This window comes from Neorhizobium tunisiense (assembly GCF_039631515.1).
GTDB lineage: Bacteria > Pseudomonadota > Alphaproteobacteria > Rhizobiales > Rhizobiaceae > Neorhizobium.
In genome coordinates this window covers 1500638-1519981 of the sequence record NZ_JBDIUU010000001.1, presented here as the reverse complement: position 1 = coordinate 1519981, position 19344 = coordinate 1500638, and the positions used below count along the sequence as shown (strand labels likewise).

General features: G+C 62.3%; 19 protein-coding genes. 16 read left to right on the top strand and 3 right to left on the bottom strand.

Annotated features, from left to right (window positions below):
- The first annotated feature begins 9 nt into the window (after positions 1 to 9).
- The 5 genes from ABCW43_RS08040 to ABCW43_RS08020 all read left to right on the top strand — a co-directional run bounded on the left by ABCW43_RS08040 (position 10) and on the right by ABCW43_RS08020 (position 4389).
- Positions 10 to 1104 carry a YjgN family protein gene (locus ABCW43_RS08040; protein ID WP_445738907.1) on the top strand — a complete coding sequence of 365 codons (1095 nt, stop codon included), beginning with the start codon at positions 10 to 12 and terminating at the stop codon, positions 1102 to 1104.
- The gene (locus ABCW43_RS08035; RefSeq protein ID WP_345922896.1) at positions 1094 to 2155 is read left to right on the top strand and encodes a M48 family metallopeptidase; all 1062 of its coding nucleotides are present in this window, start codon (positions 1094 to 1096) and stop codon (positions 2153 to 2155) included. The genes ABCW43_RS08040 and ABCW43_RS08035 overlap by 11 nt, the downstream gene beginning before the upstream one ends.
- A gap of 78 nt (positions 2156 to 2233) precedes the next feature.
- Entirely contained in the window at positions 2234 to 2359 is a 126-nt protein-coding gene (locus ABCW43_RS08030) for a hypothetical protein (RefSeq protein WP_345922895.1), read from the top strand.
- Between the two features lie 341 nt (positions 2360 to 2700).
- Complete coding sequence (rirA, locus tag ABCW43_RS08025) at positions 2701 to 3186, top strand: iron-responsive transcriptional regulator RirA (protein WP_345922894.1); 486 nt, start codon at positions 2701 to 2703, stop codon at positions 3184 to 3186.
- A 171-nt stretch (positions 3187 to 3357) separates the two neighbouring features.
- The gene (locus ABCW43_RS08020; RefSeq protein WP_345922893.1) at positions 3358 to 4389 is read left to right on the top strand and encodes an AbrB family protein; all 1032 of its coding nucleotides are present in this window, start codon (positions 3358 to 3360) and stop codon (positions 4387 to 4389) included.
- Positions 4390 to 4392: 3 nt separating this feature from the next.
- Here the strand turns inward: ABCW43_RS08020 and ABCW43_RS08015 are convergent, their stop codons facing one another.
- On the bottom strand, positions 4393 to 5631 hold the full coding sequence (locus ABCW43_RS08015; RefSeq protein WP_345922892.1) for a TadE/TadG family type IV pilus assembly protein: 1239 nt from the start codon (positions 5629 to 5631) through the stop codon (positions 4393 to 4395).
- A gap of 171 nt (positions 5632 to 5802) precedes the next feature.
- Here ABCW43_RS08015 and ABCW43_RS08010 point away from each other — a divergent pair, with 171 nt between their 5' ends.
- Together ABCW43_RS08010 and ABCW43_RS08005 are read left to right on the top strand one after the other, a co-directional pair.
- Complete coding sequence (locus ABCW43_RS08010; RefSeq protein ID WP_345922891.1) at positions 5803 to 6339, top strand: gluconokinase; 537 nt, start codon at positions 5803 to 5805, stop codon at positions 6337 to 6339.
- 209 nt (positions 6340 to 6548) lie between these two features.
- On the top strand, positions 6549 to 7205 hold the full coding sequence (locus ABCW43_RS08005) for a TetR/AcrR family transcriptional regulator (protein ID WP_345922890.1): 657 nt from the start codon (positions 6549 to 6551) through the stop codon (positions 7203 to 7205).
- 8 nt (positions 7206 to 7213) lie between these two features.
- On the opposite strand, the gene ABCW43_RS08000 is transcribed toward ABCW43_RS08005, so the two are convergent.
- Both ABCW43_RS08000 and ABCW43_RS07995 read right to left on the bottom strand, forming a co-directional pair.
- A complete protein-coding gene (locus ABCW43_RS08000; protein WP_345922889.1) occupies positions 7214 to 8512 on the bottom strand; it encodes an NAD(P)/FAD-dependent oxidoreductase in 1299 nt (432 codons plus the stop codon).
- A gap of 103 nt (positions 8513 to 8615) precedes the next feature.
- Positions 8616 to 9863: an NAD(P)/FAD-dependent oxidoreductase gene (locus ABCW43_RS07995; protein ID WP_345922888.1), complete on the bottom strand. Its 1248-nt coding sequence runs from the start codon at positions 9861 to 9863 to the stop codon at positions 8616 to 8618.
- A 233-nt stretch (positions 9864 to 10096) separates the two neighbouring features.
- Here ABCW43_RS07995 and ABCW43_RS07990 point away from each other — a divergent pair, with 233 nt between their 5' ends.
- The 9 genes from ABCW43_RS07990 to ABCW43_RS07950 all read left to right on the top strand — a co-directional run bounded on the left by ABCW43_RS07990 (position 10097) and on the right by ABCW43_RS07950 (position 19322).
- Positions 10097 to 10276, top strand: coding sequence for a hypothetical protein (locus ABCW43_RS07990; RefSeq protein ID WP_345922887.1), 180 nt, complete (start codon positions 10097 to 10099; stop codon positions 10274 to 10276).
- Positions 10277 to 10287: 11 nt separating this feature from the next.
- Positions 10288 to 10578: a hypothetical protein gene (locus ABCW43_RS07985; RefSeq protein WP_345922886.1), complete on the top strand. Its 291-nt coding sequence runs from the start codon at positions 10288 to 10290 to the stop codon at positions 10576 to 10578.
- Between the two features lie 10 nt (positions 10579 to 10588).
- A complete protein-coding gene (locus tag ABCW43_RS07980) occupies positions 10589 to 10750 on the top strand; it encodes a hypothetical protein (RefSeq protein WP_345922885.1) in 162 nt (53 codons plus the stop codon).
- A 363-nt stretch (positions 10751 to 11113) separates the two neighbouring features.
- Positions 11114 to 11203, top strand: coding sequence for a K(+)-transporting ATPase subunit F (locus tag ABCW43_RS07975; RefSeq protein ID WP_345922884.1), 90 nt, complete (start codon positions 11114 to 11116; stop codon positions 11201 to 11203).
- A 64-nt stretch (positions 11204 to 11267) separates the two neighbouring features.
- Positions 11268 to 12971, top strand: coding sequence for a potassium-transporting ATPase subunit KdpA (kdpA, locus tag ABCW43_RS07970; RefSeq protein ID WP_345922883.1), 1704 nt, complete (start codon positions 11268 to 11270; stop codon positions 12969 to 12971).
- Positions 12972 to 13178: 207 nt separating this feature from the next.
- The gene (gene kdpB, locus ABCW43_RS07965; RefSeq protein WP_345922882.1) at positions 13179 to 15266 is read left to right on the top strand and encodes a potassium-transporting ATPase subunit KdpB; all 2088 of its coding nucleotides are present in this window, start codon (positions 13179 to 13181) and stop codon (positions 15264 to 15266) included.
- 12 nt (positions 15267 to 15278) lie between these two features.
- Positions 15279 to 15845: a potassium-transporting ATPase subunit KdpC gene (gene kdpC, locus ABCW43_RS07960; protein WP_345922881.1), complete on the top strand. Its 567-nt coding sequence runs from the start codon at positions 15279 to 15281 to the stop codon at positions 15843 to 15845.
- Positions 15846 to 15909: 64 nt separating this feature from the next.
- Positions 15910 to 18633: a DUF4118 domain-containing protein gene (locus tag ABCW43_RS07955; protein ID WP_345922880.1), complete on the top strand. Its 2724-nt coding sequence runs from the start codon at positions 15910 to 15912 to the stop codon at positions 18631 to 18633.
- Positions 18630 to 19322 (top strand): response regulator transcription factor, encoded by a 693-nt coding sequence (locus ABCW43_RS07950; protein ID WP_345922879.1) that lies wholly within the window; start codon positions 18630 to 18632, stop codon positions 19320 to 19322. The genes ABCW43_RS07955 and ABCW43_RS07950 overlap by 4 nt, the downstream gene beginning before the upstream one ends.
- Positions 19323 to 19344: the final 22 nt, after the last annotated feature.

The window sequence follows — 19344 nt, the reverse complement described above, 5'->3', positions numbered from 1 at the left end:
GACATGATCATGGCAATGGCAGAGACGGCGCCTCGGGCGGCGGTGGGGCAGTCTTTTGAGCGCGCATCCTTCACCGGCAGCGCCAGCGAATATTTCGGCATCTGGATCGTCAACGTTCTGCTGACGATCGTCACCCTCGGCATCTACTCGGCCTGGGCGAAGGTGCGGCGCATGCGCTATTTCTACGGCAATACGGTCATTCTCGACCGCGCCTTCGAATATCACGCGACTGGCAAGCAGATATTCATCGGCCGGCTGATCGTCATCGCGTTCCTGGTCGTGATTAATATCGGCACGGCGATCTTTCCGCCGATCGGTATCGTTACCCCGATCGTGATCCTGGTCGCGCTGCCGTGGCTGATCAAGCGCAGCCTGCGCTTCAACGCCCGGGTGACGAGCTACCGCAACGTGCGTTTCGATTTTGTCGGCACGGCAGGCGGCGCCTTCGTTGCTATCCTGCTCGGCAGTTTCGTCGCCTTCATTTCCTTCGGCATCCTGGCGCCGCTCGCGAGCCGCTGGACCTGGCGATACGTCTTCAACAACCTGCGTTACGGCGACCGGCCGTTTTCCAGCGATCCGCAGATCGGCCGGCTTTATCGCGTCTGGCTCCTGCCGGCATTGATCGTGTTCCTGGGCAGCATCGTCTTCGGTTTCATTGCCTTCGTCGTGATCATCGGTGCTGCGGCTGTCATGCGCGACAGCGCCGAACTGACGAGCACGCAGGTGACCATGCTGAGCATCGCTGGTCTCTATGCCGGGGTCTTCATCTATTTTATCCTCTACGGTATTGCCGGTCTCTTCTATCGGGCGGGTGTGCGCAACGTCGCCTGGTCGGCAGCGGAGCTTGACGGTCGCCATCAGCTGTTCAGCGACATCTCCCGGCTGCGTTATGCCTGGATCGCAATCAGCAATGTGATCGTCACGGTGCTCACGCTCGGACTGATGCGCCCCTGGGCGGCGGTCCGGATGGCGCGGTATGTAAACGAACACACCGGCATCCGCATCAATGGCGATCCGGGTGAAATTCTCTCCTCCATCGAGGCGAGCGGTGCGGCGATCAGCGCCGAATATATGGATATGGAAGGCTTCGACTTTGGCTTCTGAAGACATGGGGATCGCGACGGGCGAATGGCATCCGGCCAATTCCAGCCGCGCGATCCCGGCCGTTCTGCGCGAGGACGGCATCCTCCTCGTGGCAGCGGAAGAGGAACGGGTCCTCGCGTCGGCGGTGCCGGAGCGGACCGAGATCAGCCCGCGGGTCGGCTCGATCCCGCGGCGAGTGAGTTTTCCGGACGGATCCGTGTTCGAGACGCGCGACAACGACGGGATCGACACCTATCTGCGCGGCAAGCGCGGCGCCCGCAGCGGCTTGATCCATCGGCTGGAGCAGTTCCATCCGCGACTGATCCTGATGACGCTCGCCGTCATCCTCCTGGCCACCACGATCTACCGCTTCGCCGTCCCCGTTCTGGTGGAAGTCGCGGTCCTGGTGACGCCGCCCTTCGTGCCGGAACTGATCGGCTCCGGCACGCTTGCATCCCTCGATCGGACGATCCTGAAACCGTCCGAATTGCCGGAAGGCGAGCGACAGCCGATCTCTGAGGGCTTCTCGAAACTCGCCACGCATTCGAAAGGCGGGCAGGGCGCCTATGACCTTTATTTCCGGGATGGCGTGATCGGCCCCAACGCCTTCGCACTGCCGGACGGCAGCCTGATCCTCACCGATGATCTGGTAAAGCTCGCCAATGGCGACCGGGAGATGATCCTCGGCGTGCTCGGCCACGAGATCGCCCACGTCGAGGGCGAGCACAGCCTGCGGCAACTTTACCGCGCCGCAGGCGTTGCGGCGCTGGTCATGCTGATTGCGGGCGATGTCGGCTCGGGCGTCGAGGACATCCTCACCCAGGGCGGCGCATTGGTGGCGCTGTCCTATTCCCGGGCGGCGGAAGCGGAGGCAGACCGCCGGTCCGTCGAGCTGATGCGGGCGGCCGGTTACGATCCAGCCGCACTTGCCCGCTTCTTTGTGGTCCTCGAAGACAAGCTTGGAGACCACGGAGATGCGAGCATTCTCTCGAGCCATCCCGGCACCCCGCAGCGCCAGCAGGACATCCGCAACTACGCCGCCGAGTTGGAACGTAGGCTTCAGGCAAGATAGCCGTGATCGATAGCCCCATTGACGTATCCGCAGGTTATCCTAATTTAGCTCGCGGAGTAGGAGTGGGGATGTATGTCCATGGTGTACGAGTGGGATGCGAAGCGCGCCCGCCGCGCGTATCTGGCGAAAATCGGCCTTAGCCTGCTGGCTGCAATGGTGATGGTCGCTGTCCCGGCCTGGGTGGCGATCGCGATGACCAGTTGATGCGAGCCGAAATTTTTCCGGCGAACCGCCGCGGATCCGGAATGGCGATCTGGGGCTGCGGGAAATCGACCCATAATTCGGCAGTCCGTCGTTTCCGCGGGCTGCAAAAGCAGGGTCTTCCCTGGAGAGCCCGACCGGGTTCCTGCCTGCCCCTGATCTAGCTTGAATTTCGGCCTTCCGGGTCTCCGTTTGTGTGGACGAACAATTCGCCAGCTTGAATTCCGCGGCGCTGAAGGCAAGCTGGCACAGCGCGAAAACTTGATGACAATTTTCTTATTTTGGAATTGTTCAAAACTAGCGGAGCCTTTATATAGGGTGGGTACCAGTCTCGGGAGACCAGCATGCGCTTGACCAAACAGACGAATTACGCAGTACGGATGCTGATGTATTGTGCCGCCAATGAAGGCCACCTTAGCCGCATCCCCGAGATTGCAAGGGCGTACGGTGTTTCCGAACTCTTCCTTTTCAAGATCCTCCAGCCGCTCAACAAGGCCGGTCTGGTAGAGACCGTCCGCGGCCGCAATGGTGGCGTAAGGCTTGGTCGCGCTGCTGACCGCATCACCCTGTTCGATGTCATCAAGGTGACCGAGGACAGCTTCGCTATGGCGGAATGCTTCGAAGAGGGGGTCGCGGAATGCCCGCTTGTCGACAGCTGCGGCCTGAATGCTGCGCTTCGCAAGGCGCTCAATGCTTTCTTCGACGTGCTCGCCGAATACACGATCGACGACCTCGTCAAGGCGCGTCCGCAGATCAATTTCCTGCTGGGCATCGATATGCTGCACCTGCCGAAGGTTGTCACGCCGAAGGCCATCGCGCCGGCCGCTTGATCCTGCCGTCGATGTTGTTTGAGAGGGGCGCCGCCGTGAGGCCGGCGCCTTTTGCTATCCCCATATGCCGCACAAGAGGTTGACCTCGCGCGCATTTGCAATAGAAGGGGACTAGGCGTTTTTCTGGCTTTTGTCAGTTTTCTTTCCTGTGGCGCCTTCAGGACTTAAGCCATGCCCTTTTCGGAATTGCGCACATTTGCGCTGACTGCGCTGATCGGCACTGCCGGGGCGCTGATCGCAATTCTCATTGCTTTTCCAGCCCCTTATCTGATTGGCCCGGCGGTCGCGATCACCATTGCGGGGCTTGCCGGATTGAACCTGGCGGTGCCGGCGCAGGTCCGCAACGTCTGTTTCATCATCGTCGGGGTGTCGATGGGGGCGACTGTCACGCCGGAGGTGATCGTCGCGGCGCGCACCTGGCCTCTGAGTTTCGTCATGGTGCTCGTGGCGGTCGTCATCCTGCTCTATGTAAGCTCGTGGGTACTGCAGCGGTTCTTTCATTATGACCGGATCACTGCGCTGCTCGCCTCTTCTCCCGGCCATCTGAGCTATGTGCTGAGCCTCGCCGCCGAAACCCGCTGCGACCTGCGCGCCGTCGGTGTCGGCCAGAGCGTGCGCGTGCTGGCACTGACGATTACGGTCCCGTTGATCGTCGAGGTCTTCGATCTTGTCGGCACCGATCCCGTTCTGGCTCCGCTGGCGATGAGCGCGCCTGTTCTCCTGGTCATGCTTGCGGTGTCGGCGCTGTTCGGCCTGCTGTTCATGCGCTGGAATTTTCCGGCAGCGCTGCTGCTTGGCGGCGTCGTAGTGTCGATCGTCACGCATGTGACCGGCTTCATCAGCGGCGGAGTTCCGAACTGGCTGCTGGTTCCGACTTACGTCATCCTCGGTTCGGTCATCGGCACGCGTTTCTGTGGCGTGTCGATCCGCGAATTGCGCACCGCTTTCGTGGCCGGCGGCGTGGTGACCGTGGTCGTTATCGTGCTTGCGGCGGCGATTGCCGGCGGGGTCTCGTATCTAACCGGAGTGCCGCTGGACGCAGCACTGATCGCCTTTGCGCCGGGTGGGCTCGAAACCATGTCGGCGATGGCTGTCATGCTGCACGCCGACCCCACCTATGTCGGCGCCCATCACGTGTTGCGGCTGATGTTCCTGTCGGTGCTGATGCCAATCGTGCTCGGCAAGGACGCCCGGCAGCGTTGAGCGTCAGTTGACGAGGCGCACCGATGTAATCTCGGAACCGGTTCCCCCGGCAGCGCCCGCATAGGGTTCGATCTCCCAGTTCGCGGAGTTCATGATCATCGTATTGACCACCAGCGTGATGAGGTTCGTCTGGTTCGTGGTCGAGTTGTAGGTGACGTCCCGGTTTGGAAGATGGATCACTCCCTTGAGCGTTTCGCCATTCGAACCGTTGAAGATGTATTGCTGCTTGCGGGCATTGTTGGCGGTATCGCTGGTCTTTTCGAACATCAGGATGCCCTTGTAGGTGCCGCTGGTCGGCGCCGATGCCGTGAAGCTCAAGTTGCCATTGGCGCGGATTTCGCTGTCGGTATCGGGGAAATAGAAGGTCACGCCCTCCGCGACGACCGTCGAGCCGGAATTGATGATCATCCGGCCCTTGATGATATGGAGGCCGGGTTTGAACGTGATCTTCGGCGATCCGTTGAAGGTGGTGCCGCAATGGACGCCCGGCGCCATTTCCTGCACCGCTCCGTCCTTTGTGCCGCTGGTCGTGCAGGTCGTGGAGACGGCCGGCTCGGCAATGCTGCCGGCATAGGGATCTCCGGAAACCTTGCAGCCGGGCTTCAGGTTGCTGAGCGTCCCGCCGTTCTTGATATACTGGGTACCGGCAACGCAGAAGCTCGTCGTATCGATCGTCGCCCCGCTATTCATGATGAAGGCCGGGTTCTGGGTCGAACTGACCTCCACGCCGCATTTCTCCGAATGCACATTGGCGCCTGAATTGATCAGAACCGCCTGTGACGCGTTGCCGAGCACGTAGATGCATGCGCCTGAAGGCTTCGGGTTCCTGTTCGCGATGGCGGTGGATCGGACCTTGACGTCGATGGTGTGGATACCCACCAGGCCGAGGAAATTGGTGGGGACACCTTGGGCATAGGTACCCGTCAGGCTGCCATCGGTATTCCCGGCGACGACAAGCGCGGTGTCGAGGTCGGTGTCTTCCGGAACCGTATCGGTCAGAAAGCGTAGCGCTTCCCGCCGCTGGCTGGCGATATCAGGTTTTGCAACGGCGCTGAGAACGGCCGCATCGAGCGCGCCCTGCAGCCGGTTGCGTTCGAACGATGCCTGGGCAAAATCGACCGCGCCACCGGCGGCCGTCACGAGGACCGGCAGCGCGAGCGCGGTCGCTATCGCAAAATTGCCGCCCCTATCGCGCAGGATATGATAAATGCGAGGCGCAATAATATTGATGAGTCGGCGCATGGATCGTGGATCTCGAGTTGGATTTAGCGGGCGGAATTCGGTTGAAGCTGGGTTCTTTTATCGTAGTCCCTCTAAGGTTCCCGTAAGAGAATTGGAAAACCCGAGGTTAACTCGGTTTCCAAAATTCGGCCTTGCCGCCTGCTGAACGCGTTATCAAAATGGAAGCTAGTTATGCCCGCAATCGAACTCTCGCCCCCTCTCGCAGTCGTCGTTATGGGTGTCAGCGGATCGGGGAAGACATCGGTGGGCGAGCACCTCGCCACGCGTCTCGGCTGTGCGTTCGTGGAGGGTGACCGTCTGCATCCGGAGGCGAACGTCGCCAAGATGGCGAAGGGGATTCCGCTGACCGACGATGACCGCTGGCCGTGGCTCGATCTGATCGGCAACGAACTGGCCGGGGCGAGGGGGCGCGGCGAGAGCGTGGTCGTTTCCTGCTCGGCCTTGAAACGAACCTATCGGGACCGGTTGCGGCGGGAGAGCGGCGGCACGCTCTATTTTGTCTTCCTCACCGGCGACCCCAAGGTGCTTGAGCAGCGGATGGGCGCGCGTACCGGCCATTTCATGCCGACGTCACTGCTTCAGAGCCAGCTCGCCACCCTGGAAAGCCCGGAGCATGAGGTCGGCGTGGTAACCGTCGACATCGATGCAAGTGTCGATGCCATTGCCGATAAGGCTTTCGATGGTATTTCCGCGCTGACGGGAGCATAGATAATAAGATTTAAGCTCTCATTTTCTCCGATGTTCTGTCTTGTGCATCGGCGTGGAAAGTATTCTAAAAATTACCAGACTTCGTGATCCGATGCTCTTCGGGCGCCGTATAAACAACAGTTTTTGCATTCAAGCAATTCCGCCTGACTTACCGGAGATTTCGCCGGCACAGGCAACAGTTGACAGGTGTTTGAGGAGACCGTTTGCGGATGCCAGATTCGACGCAAGGACCGGGGCGGGGTTCCCTTCGCCGGGTGCCGAAACAGGAGCGAAGCCGCGAGCGCATCGATGAAATCCTGAAAGTATCCATGGAACTGATCGGCCAGAAGGGCATCGACGCAGTGACCATGAAGGAGATCGCCGCGCTTTCCGGTGGCCCTATCGCATCGGTTTACCAGTATTTCCCGAACAAGTCCGCCATCATCGCCACGCTCTACGAGCGTTACGTCGAAGAGGTTCGTGCCTTGGTGGTGGAGCAGATCGAAAAGATCGCCACGGCCGAAGACGCTTTGCATGCTTCGGAAGCGCTTTTCGATATGTACTATTACAACATGCGGGAAAGGCCGGCGACCCAGGATCTCCTGAACGCCATCCAGGCGGACAAGGCGCTTGCGGACCTCGATATCGCAGAGACCCGCTTTCAGGCCGACGTATTTTACAAGGCCACGGAACCTTTCGTTGAACAGCCTCTAAGAGAAAATTATGCGCAGACCCTTCTGGTGATGTTTCACATGGCGGGCGCCACACTGCGGCTGGCTCTCATGGTTCCGGAAGACGAAGCCGCCGGAACTGTTGCGCAGTTCAAGTCGATTATTCGGACGCAGGCGACCTACTACCTCACCGGCAGCTTCCCGGCGTCGCTCTGATCATCGGGTCACACGCCCAGCCGGTCGCGCAAGCCATACCACCAGGCGCCGAGCACGGTGAGCGGCACCCGGAACGTCTGCCCGCCCGGAAAGGGCAGGTTGGGCAGCGACGACCAGATGTCGAAGCGTTCCGCGTGGCCGGCGACCGCCTCGCCGAGGATCTTGCCGAGCAGATGCGTGGTGGTCACGCCATGGCCGCTGTCGCCGTGTGAAAAATAGACCTTGTCCGACAGTTTCCCCATATGCGGGATCCGTGTCAGGGTAAGCGCGAAATTGCCGCTCCAGGCATAATCGATCTTCACGTCCTTCAACTGTGGAAACGTCTTCAGCATATTGGGGCGGATGACGCCCGTGAGATCGCTCGGATCGTGGCCGCCGTAGCCGATGCCGCCGCCGTAGAGCAGCCGGTTGTCGGCAGTGCGCCGGTAATAGTCGAGGATATAATTGGCATCCTCGACGCAGTAATTCGCCGGCAGCAGGCTTTCGATCAAGGCAGCGTCGAGTGGTTCAGTCGCCATAACCTGGCTGGAAACCGGCATCATCCGGCCGCTGATCTCCGGAAACTGAGGGGAGAGATAAGCATTGCCGCAGACGAGCACATACGAGGCATTGACCAACCCCTTTTCGGTCCGCACCACCGGTTTTTCGCCCATGTCGAGGCCGGTCACGCGCGAGGCTTCGAAGATGCGTCCGCCAAGGCTTTCGAACGCCGCGGCTTCTCCGAGCACGAGATTGAGGGGGTGGATGTGGCCACCGAGCCTGTCGATCATGCCGCCGGCATAACGATCGGTCTTCACGTATTTGCCGACATCTGCCCTGGAGACCATCTCCAGCCCGCCATGGCCGTATTTTTCCCAGTCGGTCTTGTGATGCTCCATCTCGCGGATCTGCTTGTCGGTGAAGGCCGCGAAGAAACCGCCATGCACCAGGTCGCAGTCGATCCCGTATTTCGCCACCCGGCCGCGGATGATCTCGCCGCCTTCGAGCGACATCGCGACGAGCTTCACCGCCTTGTCGCGGCCATATCGTCCGGCGATGGTTTCGAGATCGCGGCTGTAGCCGTTGACGATCTGGCCGCCATTGCGGCCAGATGCACCGAAACCGATGCGCTCCGCTTCCAGCACCACGACGGAATAACCGCGCTCGGCAAGTTCGAGCGCCGCGGAAATGCCGGTGAAGCCGGCGCCGACAACGCAGACATCCGCTTCCGTCTCGCCATCGAGGGCCGGGCGGACACGCTTGTCCTTGGCAGAAGCCGCATACCAGGAATCCGCATGGCGGGGATTGTCGGTCGTCTTGAAGGCCATCTCACACGATCCTGATATAGGCGCTGTACCTCACGTCGGTCACGCGCAAGGCTCTCCGACAATCCCTGCTGCTTGCAGACCAGCCCACTCAACTCGGACAGGGTTAGGCGTTGAAACGCTCTGGCCTGTAGGCCGAGATGTCGATCAATGTCTTCTCGCCGGTAATTGCTTCGGCGATCACCTGTCCAGTCACTGGTCCGAGCGTCAGGCCGTGATGCGCATGGCCGAAAGCGAACCACAGGCCGTCGTGGCGCGGGGCCTTGCCGATGACAGGCATCATGTCCGGCGTGCAGGGGCGCGCACCCATCCACGGCTCTTGGTCGAGCCGCTCTGCGAGCGGGAAGATGCTGCGGGCGACTGCTTCGGCGCGCTCCAGCTGGACCGGCGTCTTCGGCGCATCGCGGCGGGCGAATTCGGCGCCCGTCGTCAGGCGGATGCCCTGGTTCATCGGCGCCAGGAAATAACCGCGCTCCGCATCCATGGTCCAGCCGTTGAGCTTGGCGTTGCCCTGGGCCGAATAGTGCATGTGATAGCCGCGCTTGACGCCGACCAGGAAATTGTAACCGAGCGGTTTCGTAACCGTATCGGACCAGGGGCCGAGTGCCACCACGACGTCCTTGGCTTCGACCGTGCCGTCGCCGGCGACGATCCGCCAGCCGGTCTTGGTCTGCGACAGGCTCTTCGCATCGCCCTTCAACACACGGCCGCCGAGCTTTTCGAACAGCGCCACATAGGCGCGGGTCAGCGCCAGCGGGTCCTTGACCGACCAGGGGTCCTCCCAGCGCAGGCCGCCGACGAAATCGGTGGAAAGATTGGGCTCCTGCTCGGCGATATCGGCAGGCGAGAGCTCCTTGAACGCGACGCCGTATTCCTTGCGGAGCCGTTCTGCCTCGCCGATCTCGCCGTCATGCTTACCGCGGGTGCGGAACACTTCCGTCCAGCCGTTCTTGGCGATTAGAGCTTCAGCTCCGGCCTCCTCGATCAGCTCGTTATGGGTCGCGATCGAGTGTTCGATCAAAGGCGCGTAGGCGCGGGCGATCAGCTGATGGCGGGTCAGGTTCGAATGCCACCAGTATTTCGCCAGAAACGAGGTGACCGATGGGATCGCCCGCCAGTGAAAATGCGCGTCGATGCGGTTGTTCATGGCATAACGCAGGATCAGGCCGAACTGCTGCGGGAAGCCATAGGGCACGACGCCCTCGCGCTGGATCAGCCCGGCATTGCCGTAGGATGTCTCCATCCCGGGTTCTTTCCGGTCGACGAGCACCACCGATTTGCCGCGCCGGGCGAGCTGCAACGCCGTCGAAACGCCGACAATACCGGCTCCCAGCACGATCGCATCTGCTGTCATGATCTGAATTCCATTCCCATTCTTTTATAGTTCGAGGATTTCGAACATGCCGCTCGGAATGCTGCGGCGCAAATGAAAAATCGCGGTCGCTTATATGGAATCCCTATTTCTTCACATGACGCCTCCAATCGAAAGCCTATGGGGTCGTCGCTACCTTCTGGATCGTGCATCGGTTTCGATGCCGGCTCCGCGCGAACAATGCCGCGAGCCAATCCCAACAAGGAGTGACTGAAATGTTTGGTCGTTTGGGGAACGTTTACTCCCTGCATCTTGCCGAAGCCAAGGCCCAGCAGCATCGATTGTCGCAGCCAGATCGCCCGGTCGATGCGAAACTTGGGGTCTTCCTGAGGCTTCTGGGGGTCATCGGTCTCGGCCTCTGCGCCGCGGGTTTTGTTTCCATGATGGTGGCCTGAGGAGAAACGCGATGAACAAGGCAATGTTGAAAAGCGAACCTTCCTCGCGTGGCGTGCGTTTCATGGTCGGCCGCGATGCCGGCGGCCGGTGGATCGTCTCCGACCGCGACGGTCGCGTCGGCGGACTGTTCACCGACCGGGCGTCGGCGGTGCATTTCGCCATGTTCGAAAGCGATCATGTGTCCGGTGCCGTTTGCTGCGTGCCGGATGACGTGACGCTCAACCTGAACTCGGCTTTCGAGAACCGGCCAGCGAGCCCGGGTGTGACCGGCTTCCGCATGAAGGTTGCGGGCAGGGCTTGAGGAAACGGCCATGTCTCATTCCCTCGATCGGGTGCGCGGTCATGTCTATCCGCGCCTGGACGTATCCGCTGCAGATCACAGCCTGCGCGCCTCGAACATTATCCTCGGCATGCTCGGCGTGATGCTGGCCGTGATGATGGTCGCCTACGGCATTACGCTCGCGACCCTTTGAATAGAGGCCGTCACGGCACACTCCAATCTCCCCCGCAAGGGGGGAGATCAGCCCGAGGCAGCGCCCCGGCAAAACCAAAATTCCTATAGGATTTTTATTTCTTTCCTCTGCGCTCCGTCTCGAACCCCTATGCGGTCGCGCCGCATATTAGGGTCAGAGAGATCGCAAAAGATCATCTCCAAGCCGGAAAGCATCAAGGTGCCGTCCCATCAGGATGGCCCCTTTGTCTTGTTTGGCCTCGCCTTAACAACAGGAGTCCAGATCAATGATGGACGTCATTCTACTCGGCACCGCAGTCGTCTTTTTCGGTCTCTGCTTTGCCTATACCCGCGCCTGCGACAGGCTTTGAAGGGAGAAGCACCGATGATCCTCGATTATGCCTTAAGCGGTGCCGTGACCGTGTTCCTGACCGTCTACCTCACATACGCTCTCATTCGTCCCGAACGCTTCTAAAAAGAACGCCTTTGAAGAGAACCGGCGCTTTCGTCAGCTGCCGGGTATTGAAAGTTAACCCCAAATGACCCTCAACGGATGGCTTCAGATCCTGCTTTTTTGCGGGATCATCATCGCGCTCGTCAAACCGCTCGGCGGCTACATGACGCGTGTCTTTTCAGGCGAGCGCACCCTTCTGTCACCTGTCCTCGTTCCGATCGAACGGGGACTTTATGCCGCGGCCGGCACCAGCGAGCGTGAAGAACAACATTGGACCTCCTATGCCTTATCGCTGCTGATGTTCAACCTCTTCGGCGTGCTCGTCCTTTACGCCCTGATGCGCCTGCAGGCAGGCCTGCCCTATAACCCGGCCGGCATGGCCGCCGTGCCGCCCGAGCTTTCCTTCAACACCGCCGTCAGCTTCGTGACCAACACCAACTGGCAGAACTACGGCGGCGAAAGCACCATGTCCTACCTGACCCAGATGGCCGGGTTCGCGGTGCAGAACTTCGCCTCTGCCGCGACCGGCATGGCGATCGCCGTCGGCCTGATCCGCGCCTTTTCGCGCGCATCGGGTAAGGCGATTGGCAATTTCTGGATCGATATGACCCGCGCCATGCTCTACATCCTGCTGCCGTTCTGCATCGTGCTGACCCTGGTCTACGTCTATCTCGGCGTGCCGCAGACGCTCGGGCCTTATGTCGAGGCAACGACCCTCGAAGGCGCCAAGCAGACCATTGCTCTCGGCCCGGTCGCCTCGCAGCTTGCCATCAAGATGCTCGGCACCAATGGCGGCGGCTTCTTCAACGCCAACTCGGCCCATCCGTTCGAGAACCCCGGCAACATCTCCAACATGATCCAAATGCTGTCGATCTTCGCGATCGGGGCCGCCTTCACCAACGTCTTCGGCCGCATGGTCGGCAACCAGCGCCAGGGCTGGGCGATCCTCGCCTCGATGGGCATCCTGTTCATCGTCGGCGTCGGCATCACCTACTGGGCGGAAGCGGCCGGCAATCCTCTCATGCACCAGCTCGGTCTTGCCGGCGGCAACATGGAAGGCAAGGAAGTCCGCTTCGGCGTCGCCATGTCCTCGCTGTTTGCGGTCATCACCACGGCGGCCTCCTGCGGCGCGGTCAATGCCATGCATGATTCGTTCACCGCGCTCGGCGGCCTGATCCCGCTCATCAACATGCAGCTCGGCGAAGTCATCGTCGGCGGCGTCGGCGCGGGTTTCTACGGCATCATCCTCTTCATCATCGTCGCAGTCTTCGTGGCAGGCCTCATGGTCGGTCGCACGCCGGAATATCTCGGCAAGAAGATCGAGGCGAAGGAGATGAAGATGGCCGTGCTCGCCATCCTCTGCCTGCCGCTCGCCATGCTGGTCTTCACGGCGATTGCCACGGTCCTGCCGTCCGCCGTCGCCTCGATCGGCACGGCCGGCCCGCACGGTTTCTCCGAAATCCTCTACGCCTATACGTCGGCTGCGGCCAACAACGGCTCGGCATTCGGCGGACTGACGGGCAACACGCCCTGGTACAACGTGACGCTCGGCATCGGCATGTTGATGGGCCGCTTCCTGGTCATCATCCCCGCGCTTGCGATTGCAGGTTCGCTGGTCGCCAAGAAGACGGTTCCGGCCTCGGCAGGTACCTTCCCGACCGACGGCCCGCTCTTCGTCGGCCTGCTGGTCGGCACGATCCTGATCGTTGGCGGCCTCACCTTCATGCCCGCTCTGGCGCTCGGCCCGGTCGTCGAACACCTGGTCATGATCGCCGGCCAGACCTTCTGAGGCGGGACCATGTCGCTCGTCTGGCCGCGGCGGTGCGAGGAGCCCCTCCCCCATGTGGGGAGGGGTTGGGGAGGGGATCTTCGACCCGCATCAAAACCCCTCCGGCCTGCCGGCCACCCTCCCCACAAGGGGGAGGGTTAGGAATGCCGCGCCGCCTCGGCCCCATCGAATTGTTTCGCAAACGTCCCTTTAAAGCTGGAGTCTCTTATGAGCCAGGCAAAATCCGCGAGTATCATGGATACTCGCATCCTCATTCCGGCCGCAGGCGATGCTTTCAAGAAGCTCAACCCGCGGACCCTTAGCCGTAACCCGGTCATGTTCGTCGTGGCCACGGTCTCGGTCCTTACCACCGTCCTGTTCCTCCGCGACCTTGCGGCCGGCAACGGCAATCTCGGCTTCTCCTTCCAGATCAACCTCTGGCTCTGGTTCACCGTGCTGTTCGCCAACTTCGCCGAAGCGGTCGCTGAAGGCCGCGGCAAGGCGCAGGCGGATTCGCTGCGCAAGGCCCGCACCGAAACCCAGGCCAAGCTTCTGTCGGGCAGCGACCGCACCCAGTACAAGATGGTCGCCGGCACCAGCCTGAAAGTCGGCGATGTCGTGCTCGTCGAGCCTGGCGACATCATCCCCTCCGATGGCGAAGTCATCGAGGGCGTCGCCTCGGTCAACGAAGCCGCGATCACCGGCGAGAGCGCCCCCGTCATCCGCGAATCCGGCGGCGACCGCTCGGCCGTGACAGGCGGCACCCAGGTGCTTTCCGACTGGATCCGCGTCCGCATCACGGCTGCTGCCGGCTCGACCTTCCTCGACCGGATGATCTCGCTCGTCGAAGGCGCCGAGCGCCAGAAGACGCCGAACGAGATCGCGCTCAACATCCTGCTCGCCGGCATGACGCTGATCTTCGTGCTCGCCACCGCGACGATCCCGAGCTTTGCGATCTACGCCGGCGGCTCGATCCCGATCATCATCCTCGTCGCGCTGTTCGTGACGCTGATCCCGACGACGATCGGCGCACTGCTCTCGGCGATCGGCATTGCGGGCATGGACCGCCTCGTCCGCTTCAACGTGCTCGCCATGTCCGGCCGTGCGGTGGAAGCCGCCGGCGACGTCGATACGCTGCTCCTCGACAAGACCGGCACGATCACGCTCGGCAACCGCCAGGCCACCTCGTTCCGCCCGGTCCGCGGCGTCTCCGAACAGGATCTCGCCGATGCCGCCCAGCTCGCCTCGCTTGCCGACGAAACGCCGGAAGGCCGTTCCATCGTCGTGCTCGCCAAGGAGAAATACGCGATCCGTGGTCGCGACATGGCAAGCCTCAAGGCGACCTTCGTCCCCTTCACCGCCCAGACCCGCATGAGCGGTGTCGATCTCGAAGGCTCGCAGATCCGCAAGGGTGCTGTCGACGCAGTGCTCGGCTATGTCGGCTCGGGTACCATGCCGGTCTCCGGCAATGCGGCAATCGCCGCCAGCCCGCAATCCGATATCGTGCGCGAGCTGCAGGCAATCGCCGACGAAATCGCCAAGGCCGGCGGCACGCCGCTCGCCGTTGCCCGTGACGGCAAGCTGCTCGGCGTCGTCCAGTTGAAGGACATCGTCAAGGGCGGTATCCGCGAGCGTTTTGCGGAACTGCGCCGCATGGGCATCCGCACCGTGATGATCACCGGCGACAACCCGATGACCGCGGCCGCAATCGCCGCCGAAGCGGGCGTCGACGACTTCCTCGCCCAGGCGACGCCTGAGAACAAGCTGACGCTGATCCGCGAGGAACAGGCCAAGGGCAAGCTCGTCGCCATGTGCGGCGACGGCACCAACGACGCCCCGGCGCTTGCCCAGGCGGATGTCGGCGTCGCCATGAACACCGGCACGGTCGCTGCCCGCGAGGCCGGCAACATGGTCGATCTCGACAGCGATCCGACCAAGCTCATCGAGATCGTCGAGATCGGCAAGCAGCTCTTGATGACCCGCGGCGCGCTGACCACCTTCTCGATCGCCAACGACATCGCCAAGTATTTCGCCATCATCCCGGCGATGTTCCTGACCTTCTATCCGCAGCTCGGGGTGCTGAACATCATGGGGCTCGCCACGCCGCAAAGCGCCATCCTGTCGGCGATCATCTTCAACGCACTGATCATCATCGCGTTGATCCCGCTGTCGCTGAAGGGCGTCAAATACCGTGCCATCGGCGCCGGCGCGCTGCTTTCCCGCAATCTGCTCGTCTACGGTCTCGGCGGCATCCTCGTTCCCTTCATCGGCATCAAGGCGATCGACATGATCATCACCGCGATCGGTCTCGCTTAAGGAGAAATGGCAATGTTCAAGCAACTTCGTCCCGCGATCGTTTTGATCGTCGCCACCACGGCCATTACTGGCCTTATCTACCCCTTCGCCATGACCGGCATCGCCCAGGCAGTCTTCCCGAGCCAGGCGAACGGCAGCCTGGTCGAGAAGGACGGAACGGTTGTCGGCTCGACCCTGATCGGTCAGGCCTTCACCGGCGACCAGTATTTCCACGGTCGTCCGTCGGCCGCCGGCGACGGTTACAACGCCGCCTCGTCCTCCGGCTCCAACCTCGGCCCCACCAGCGCCAAGCTGATCGATCGGGTAAAGACGGACTATGAGGCCGCCAAGGCGACCAACCCGAATGCGCAGGTGCCGATCGACCTCGTCACCGCCTCCGGCAGCGGCCTCGACCCGCATATCTCGCCGGAAGCCGCCCTCTTCCAGGTGCCGCGCGTCGCCAAGGCCCGGCAAATGGACGAGGCCGCGGTCCGTGCGCTCGTCGAGGCCCATGTCGAAGGTCCCGAGCTTGGTTTCCTCGGCGAACCTGTGGTCAATGTCCTGGCGCTCAATATGGCGCTTGACGGCGCCCGTTCTTAAATTGAAATGGCGGCGGCTGCCAGCATCGGCAGCCGCCGCTTCCCGCACGGGAGACAGGTAGCCAATGGCCGACGACAGCCGCGAGAGTGAGAATAGGCCTTCGCCGGATGCGCTTCTGGAGCATGCCGAGCGCGAGGCGCGCGGGCGGCTGAAGATTTTTCTGGGGGCGGCCCCCGGCGTCGGCAAGACCTACGAGATGCTGATGTCCGGCCGCGCCCGCAAGGCCGACGGGCTCGACGTGGTGATCGGCGTCGTCGAGACCCATGGCCGCAAGGAGACCGAGGCGCTGGTCGAAGGTTTCGAGGTCGTGCCGCGCAAGGCGATCGACTATCGCGGCCAGCTACTGGATGAAATGGACCTCGATGCCATTCTCGCGCGCCGTCCGGCCCTGGTCCTGGTCGACGAGCTCGCTCATACCAATGCCGCCGGCAGTCGCCATCCGAAGCGTTATATGGATGTGCAGGAAATCCTCTCCCACGGTATCGACGTCTATTCGACGCTCAACATCCAGCATGTCGAGAGCCTCAACGATGTGGTGGCACAGATCACCCGCGTCCGGGTGCGCGAGACTGTGCCGGACAGCATCATCGACCGGGCAGACGACGTCGAGATCATCGACCTCACCCCGGACGATCTCATCAAGCGGCTGAACGACGGCAAGGTCTACGTGCCGACCACGGCGCGCCGGGCGATCGAGAACTACTTTTCGCCCGGCAACCTCACCGCGCTACGCGAGCTCGCACTCCGCCGCACCGCCCAGCGGGTCGACGAGCAGCTCCTCAACCACATGCAGGCGCATGCGATTTCCGGCCCATGGGCGGCTGGCGATCGGGTGCTGGTCTGCCTCGACCACGGCAGGAACGGCGCGAGCCTGGTGCGGTACGCGCGCCGGCAGGCCGATCGCCTGCGGGCACCGTGGGCGGCGCTGCATCTCGAAACGCCGCAATCGGTCAGTCTGCCCGAGCAGGACAAGGACCGGCTGGCCGCCAACATGCGGCTGGCCGAACAGCTCGGCGCCGAGACCGTGACGCTGCCGGCGCTGCAGCCGTCGCGCGAGATCATCGCCTATGCCAACGCCAACAACTTCACGCATATCGTCGTCGGGCGCCCGGCCAAGCCGCGCTGGCGGCAGATCTTGCAGGGGTCGGTCACTTATGACCTGATCCGTTATGCGGGCGATATCAGTGTCCACGTCATCTCCGGCGACTCCAAGGAAGGCGAACCGAAACGCGGCCTGAAGGCGGCGCAGCTGCCCAAGGCCTTCCGCTTCAAGCCCTACGTCAAAAGTACGATCTTTGTGGCTCTCGCAATCATTGCCGGTGCTGCCCTCGACCAGACGCTCGACGTCCGCAACCTTGCGCTGGTTTTCCTGATGGCGGTGCTGGCGGCAGCGGTGCGCGGCGGACTGGGACCGGGACTGTTCGCCTCCGTGGCTGGCGCGCTCTCCTTCAATTTCTTTTTTCTCGAGCCGCGCTACACGTTTACGGTCCGGGACCCGGAAAGCCTGGTGGCGCTGTTCTTTTATCTTGGCGTCGCGGTCGTCGCTTCCAACCTGACGGCCGCCGTCCAGCGTCAGGCTGCTGCCGCCCGTCGGAGAGCCCGCACCACCGAAGACCTCTACCTCTTCTCGAAAAAGCTCGCCGGCACCGGCACGCTGGACGACGTGCTCTGGGCGACCGCCTTCCAGATCGCCTCGATGCTGAAGGTCAGGGTGGTCATCCTGCTGCCGGAAAACGGCTCGATCGCCGTCAAGGCCGGTTATCCGCCGGACGACACGCTGGTGGATGCCGATATCGCCGCTGCCAAATGGGCCTGGGAGCACAACCGGCCAGCCGGCCGCGCCGCCGATACGCTGCCGGGGGCCAAACGTCTCTACCTGCCGATGCGTACCGGCCGCGAGGCAGTCGGCGTCATCGGTCTCGACAACGACAAGCAGGGACCGCTGCTGACCCCCGAACAACAGCGGCTGTTCGATGCGCTGGCCGACCAGGCAGCGCTGGCGATCGAGCGCATCCAGCTTGTCTCCGACGTCGACAAGGCCAAGCTCGCCGCCGAAACCGACCGCCTGCGCACCGCGCTGCTCACATCCATCTCGCACGACCTGAAGACGCCGCTCGCGGCGATCATGGGGTCGGCCGGCACGCTCAAGGACTTTGGCGCTGATATCCCGGAAGAAGCCCGCGCCGAACTGCTGACCAGCGTCGTCGACGAGTCGGAGCGGCTTAACCGCTTCATCTCCAACCTGCTCGACATGACCCGCATCGGCTCCGGCGCCATGGAGCCGAACTACGCCTTCCATTTCGCCGGTGATATCGTCGGCACCGCGCTGAGCCGGGCGGCGAAGATCGCCTCCGGGCACCAGCTTCGCGTCAACATTCCGGCGGACATGCCGATGCTCAAGGTTGATCCGGTCCTGTTCGAACAGGTGCTCTTCAACCTGATCGACAATGCCGCCAAATATGCGCCCGACGAGACGGTGATCGACATCCGCGGCTGGCAGGATGGCGGCTCGATTCTTATCTCGGTGATGGATGAAGGGCCGGGCATTCCGCCCAACGATCTGGAGCGCATCTTCGACAGCTTCTACCGCGTGCGGAAAGGCGATCACGTGCGGGCCGGCACCGGGTTGGGCCTTTCCATATGTCGCGGCTTCATCGAGGCCATGGGCGGCACGATCCGGGCTGCCAACCGCTCCGATCGTGCCGGTGCGATCTTTACGATCCGCATGCCCATCCTTGAAAATACGATCGGGCCGGCCGAAATGCCCATTCTGGGAGAACAGGAATGACCAATACCGCCGTGCGCGTCCTGATCGTCGATGACGAGCCGCCGATCCGCAAGCTTTTGCGCGTCGGCCTCTCCACCCAGGACTATACGGTCAGCGAGGCGATGAACGCCAGGGTCGCGATCGATCTCGTCAAGAGCGACAGGCCGGATCTGATCATCCTCGATCTTGGCCTCCCGGATATGGCCGGTCACGACCTGCTCGCCAGATGGCGCGGCGAGGGGCTGGACCTGCCGATCGTCATCCTGTCGAGCCGCACCGACGAGGCGGGCATCGTCAAGGCGCTCGAACTCGGCGCCGACGACTATGTGACGAAACCATTCGGCATGAACGAACTCGTCGCCCGCATCCGCGTGGCGCTTCGCCACCGTCTCCAGACCCAGGGCGAAAAGCCGATCTTCCAGACCGGCGAGCTTTCGGTCGACCTCGTCAAGCGCATCGTCAAGGTGGCGGACAAGGAGGTCAAGCTGTCGCCCAAGGAATACGATATCCTGCGTATCCTGGTGCAGCATGCGGGCAAGGTACTGACCCATCGCTTCCTTCTCGAACACGTCTGGGACGGTCTGACAGACGTGCAGTACTTGCGCGTCTATGTGCGGCAACTTCGCCAGAAGATCGAAAAGGCGCCGGATCAGCCGCAATACATCCTGACCGAGACCGGCGTCGGTTATCGGCTGCAGGAAGGCCAGTAGGCGCCGCGATCCGATCAATGGA

Excerpts from the sequence above, each read along its gene's own strand:
- ABCW43_RS08040 (WP_445738907.1), top strand. The coding sequence starts at position 10 with ATGGCAATGGCAGAGACGGCGCCTCGGGCGGCGGTGGGGCAGTCTTTT.
- ABCW43_RS08030 (WP_345922895.1), top strand. The coding sequence starts at position 2,234 with ATGGTGTACGAGTGGGATGCGAAGCGCGCCCGCCGCGCGTATCTGGCG.
- rirA (WP_345922894.1), top strand. The coding sequence starts at position 2,701 with ATGCGCTTGACCAAACAGACGAATTACGCAGTACGGATGCTGATGTAT.
- ABCW43_RS08020 (WP_345922893.1), top strand. The coding sequence starts at position 3,358 with ATGCCCTTTTCGGAATTGCGCACATTTGCGCTGACTGCGCTGATCGGC.
- ABCW43_RS08015 (WP_345922892.1), bottom strand. The coding sequence starts at position 5,631 with ATGCGCCGACTCATCAATATTATTGCGCCTCGCATTTATCATATCCTG.
- ABCW43_RS08010 (WP_345922891.1), top strand. The coding sequence starts at position 5,803 with ATGCCCGCAATCGAACTCTCGCCCCCTCTCGCAGTCGTCGTTATGGGT.
- ABCW43_RS08005 (WP_345922890.1), top strand. The coding sequence starts at position 6,549 with ATGCCAGATTCGACGCAAGGACCGGGGCGGGGTTCCCTTCGCCGGGTG.
- ABCW43_RS08000 (WP_345922889.1), bottom strand. The coding sequence starts at position 8,512 with ATGGCCTTCAAGACGACCGACAATCCCCGCCATGCGGATTCCTGGTAT.
- ABCW43_RS07995 (WP_345922888.1), bottom strand. The coding sequence starts at position 9,863 with ATGACAGCAGATGCGATCGTGCTGGGAGCCGGTATTGTCGGCGTTTCG.
- ABCW43_RS07990 (WP_345922887.1), top strand. The coding sequence starts at position 10,097 with ATGTTTGGTCGTTTGGGGAACGTTTACTCCCTGCATCTTGCCGAAGCC.
- ABCW43_RS07985 (WP_345922886.1), top strand. The coding sequence starts at position 10,288 with ATGAACAAGGCAATGTTGAAAAGCGAACCTTCCTCGCGTGGCGTGCGT.
- ABCW43_RS07980 (WP_345922885.1), top strand. The coding sequence starts at position 10,589 with ATGTCTCATTCCCTCGATCGGGTGCGCGGTCATGTCTATCCGCGCCTG.
- ABCW43_RS07975 (WP_345922884.1), top strand. The coding sequence starts at position 11,114 with ATGATCCTCGATTATGCCTTAAGCGGTGCCGTGACCGTGTTCCTGACC.
- kdpA (WP_345922883.1), top strand. The coding sequence starts at position 11,268 with ATGACCCTCAACGGATGGCTTCAGATCCTGCTTTTTTGCGGGATCATC.
- kdpB (WP_345922882.1), top strand. The coding sequence starts at position 13,179 with ATGAGCCAGGCAAAATCCGCGAGTATCATGGATACTCGCATCCTCATT.
- kdpC (WP_345922881.1), top strand. The coding sequence starts at position 15,279 with ATGTTCAAGCAACTTCGTCCCGCGATCGTTTTGATCGTCGCCACCACG.
- ABCW43_RS07955 (WP_345922880.1), top strand. The coding sequence starts at position 15,910 with ATGGCCGACGACAGCCGCGAGAGTGAGAATAGGCCTTCGCCGGATGCG.
- ABCW43_RS07950 (WP_345922879.1), top strand. The coding sequence starts at position 18,630 with ATGACCAATACCGCCGTGCGCGTCCTGATCGTCGATGACGAGCCGCCG.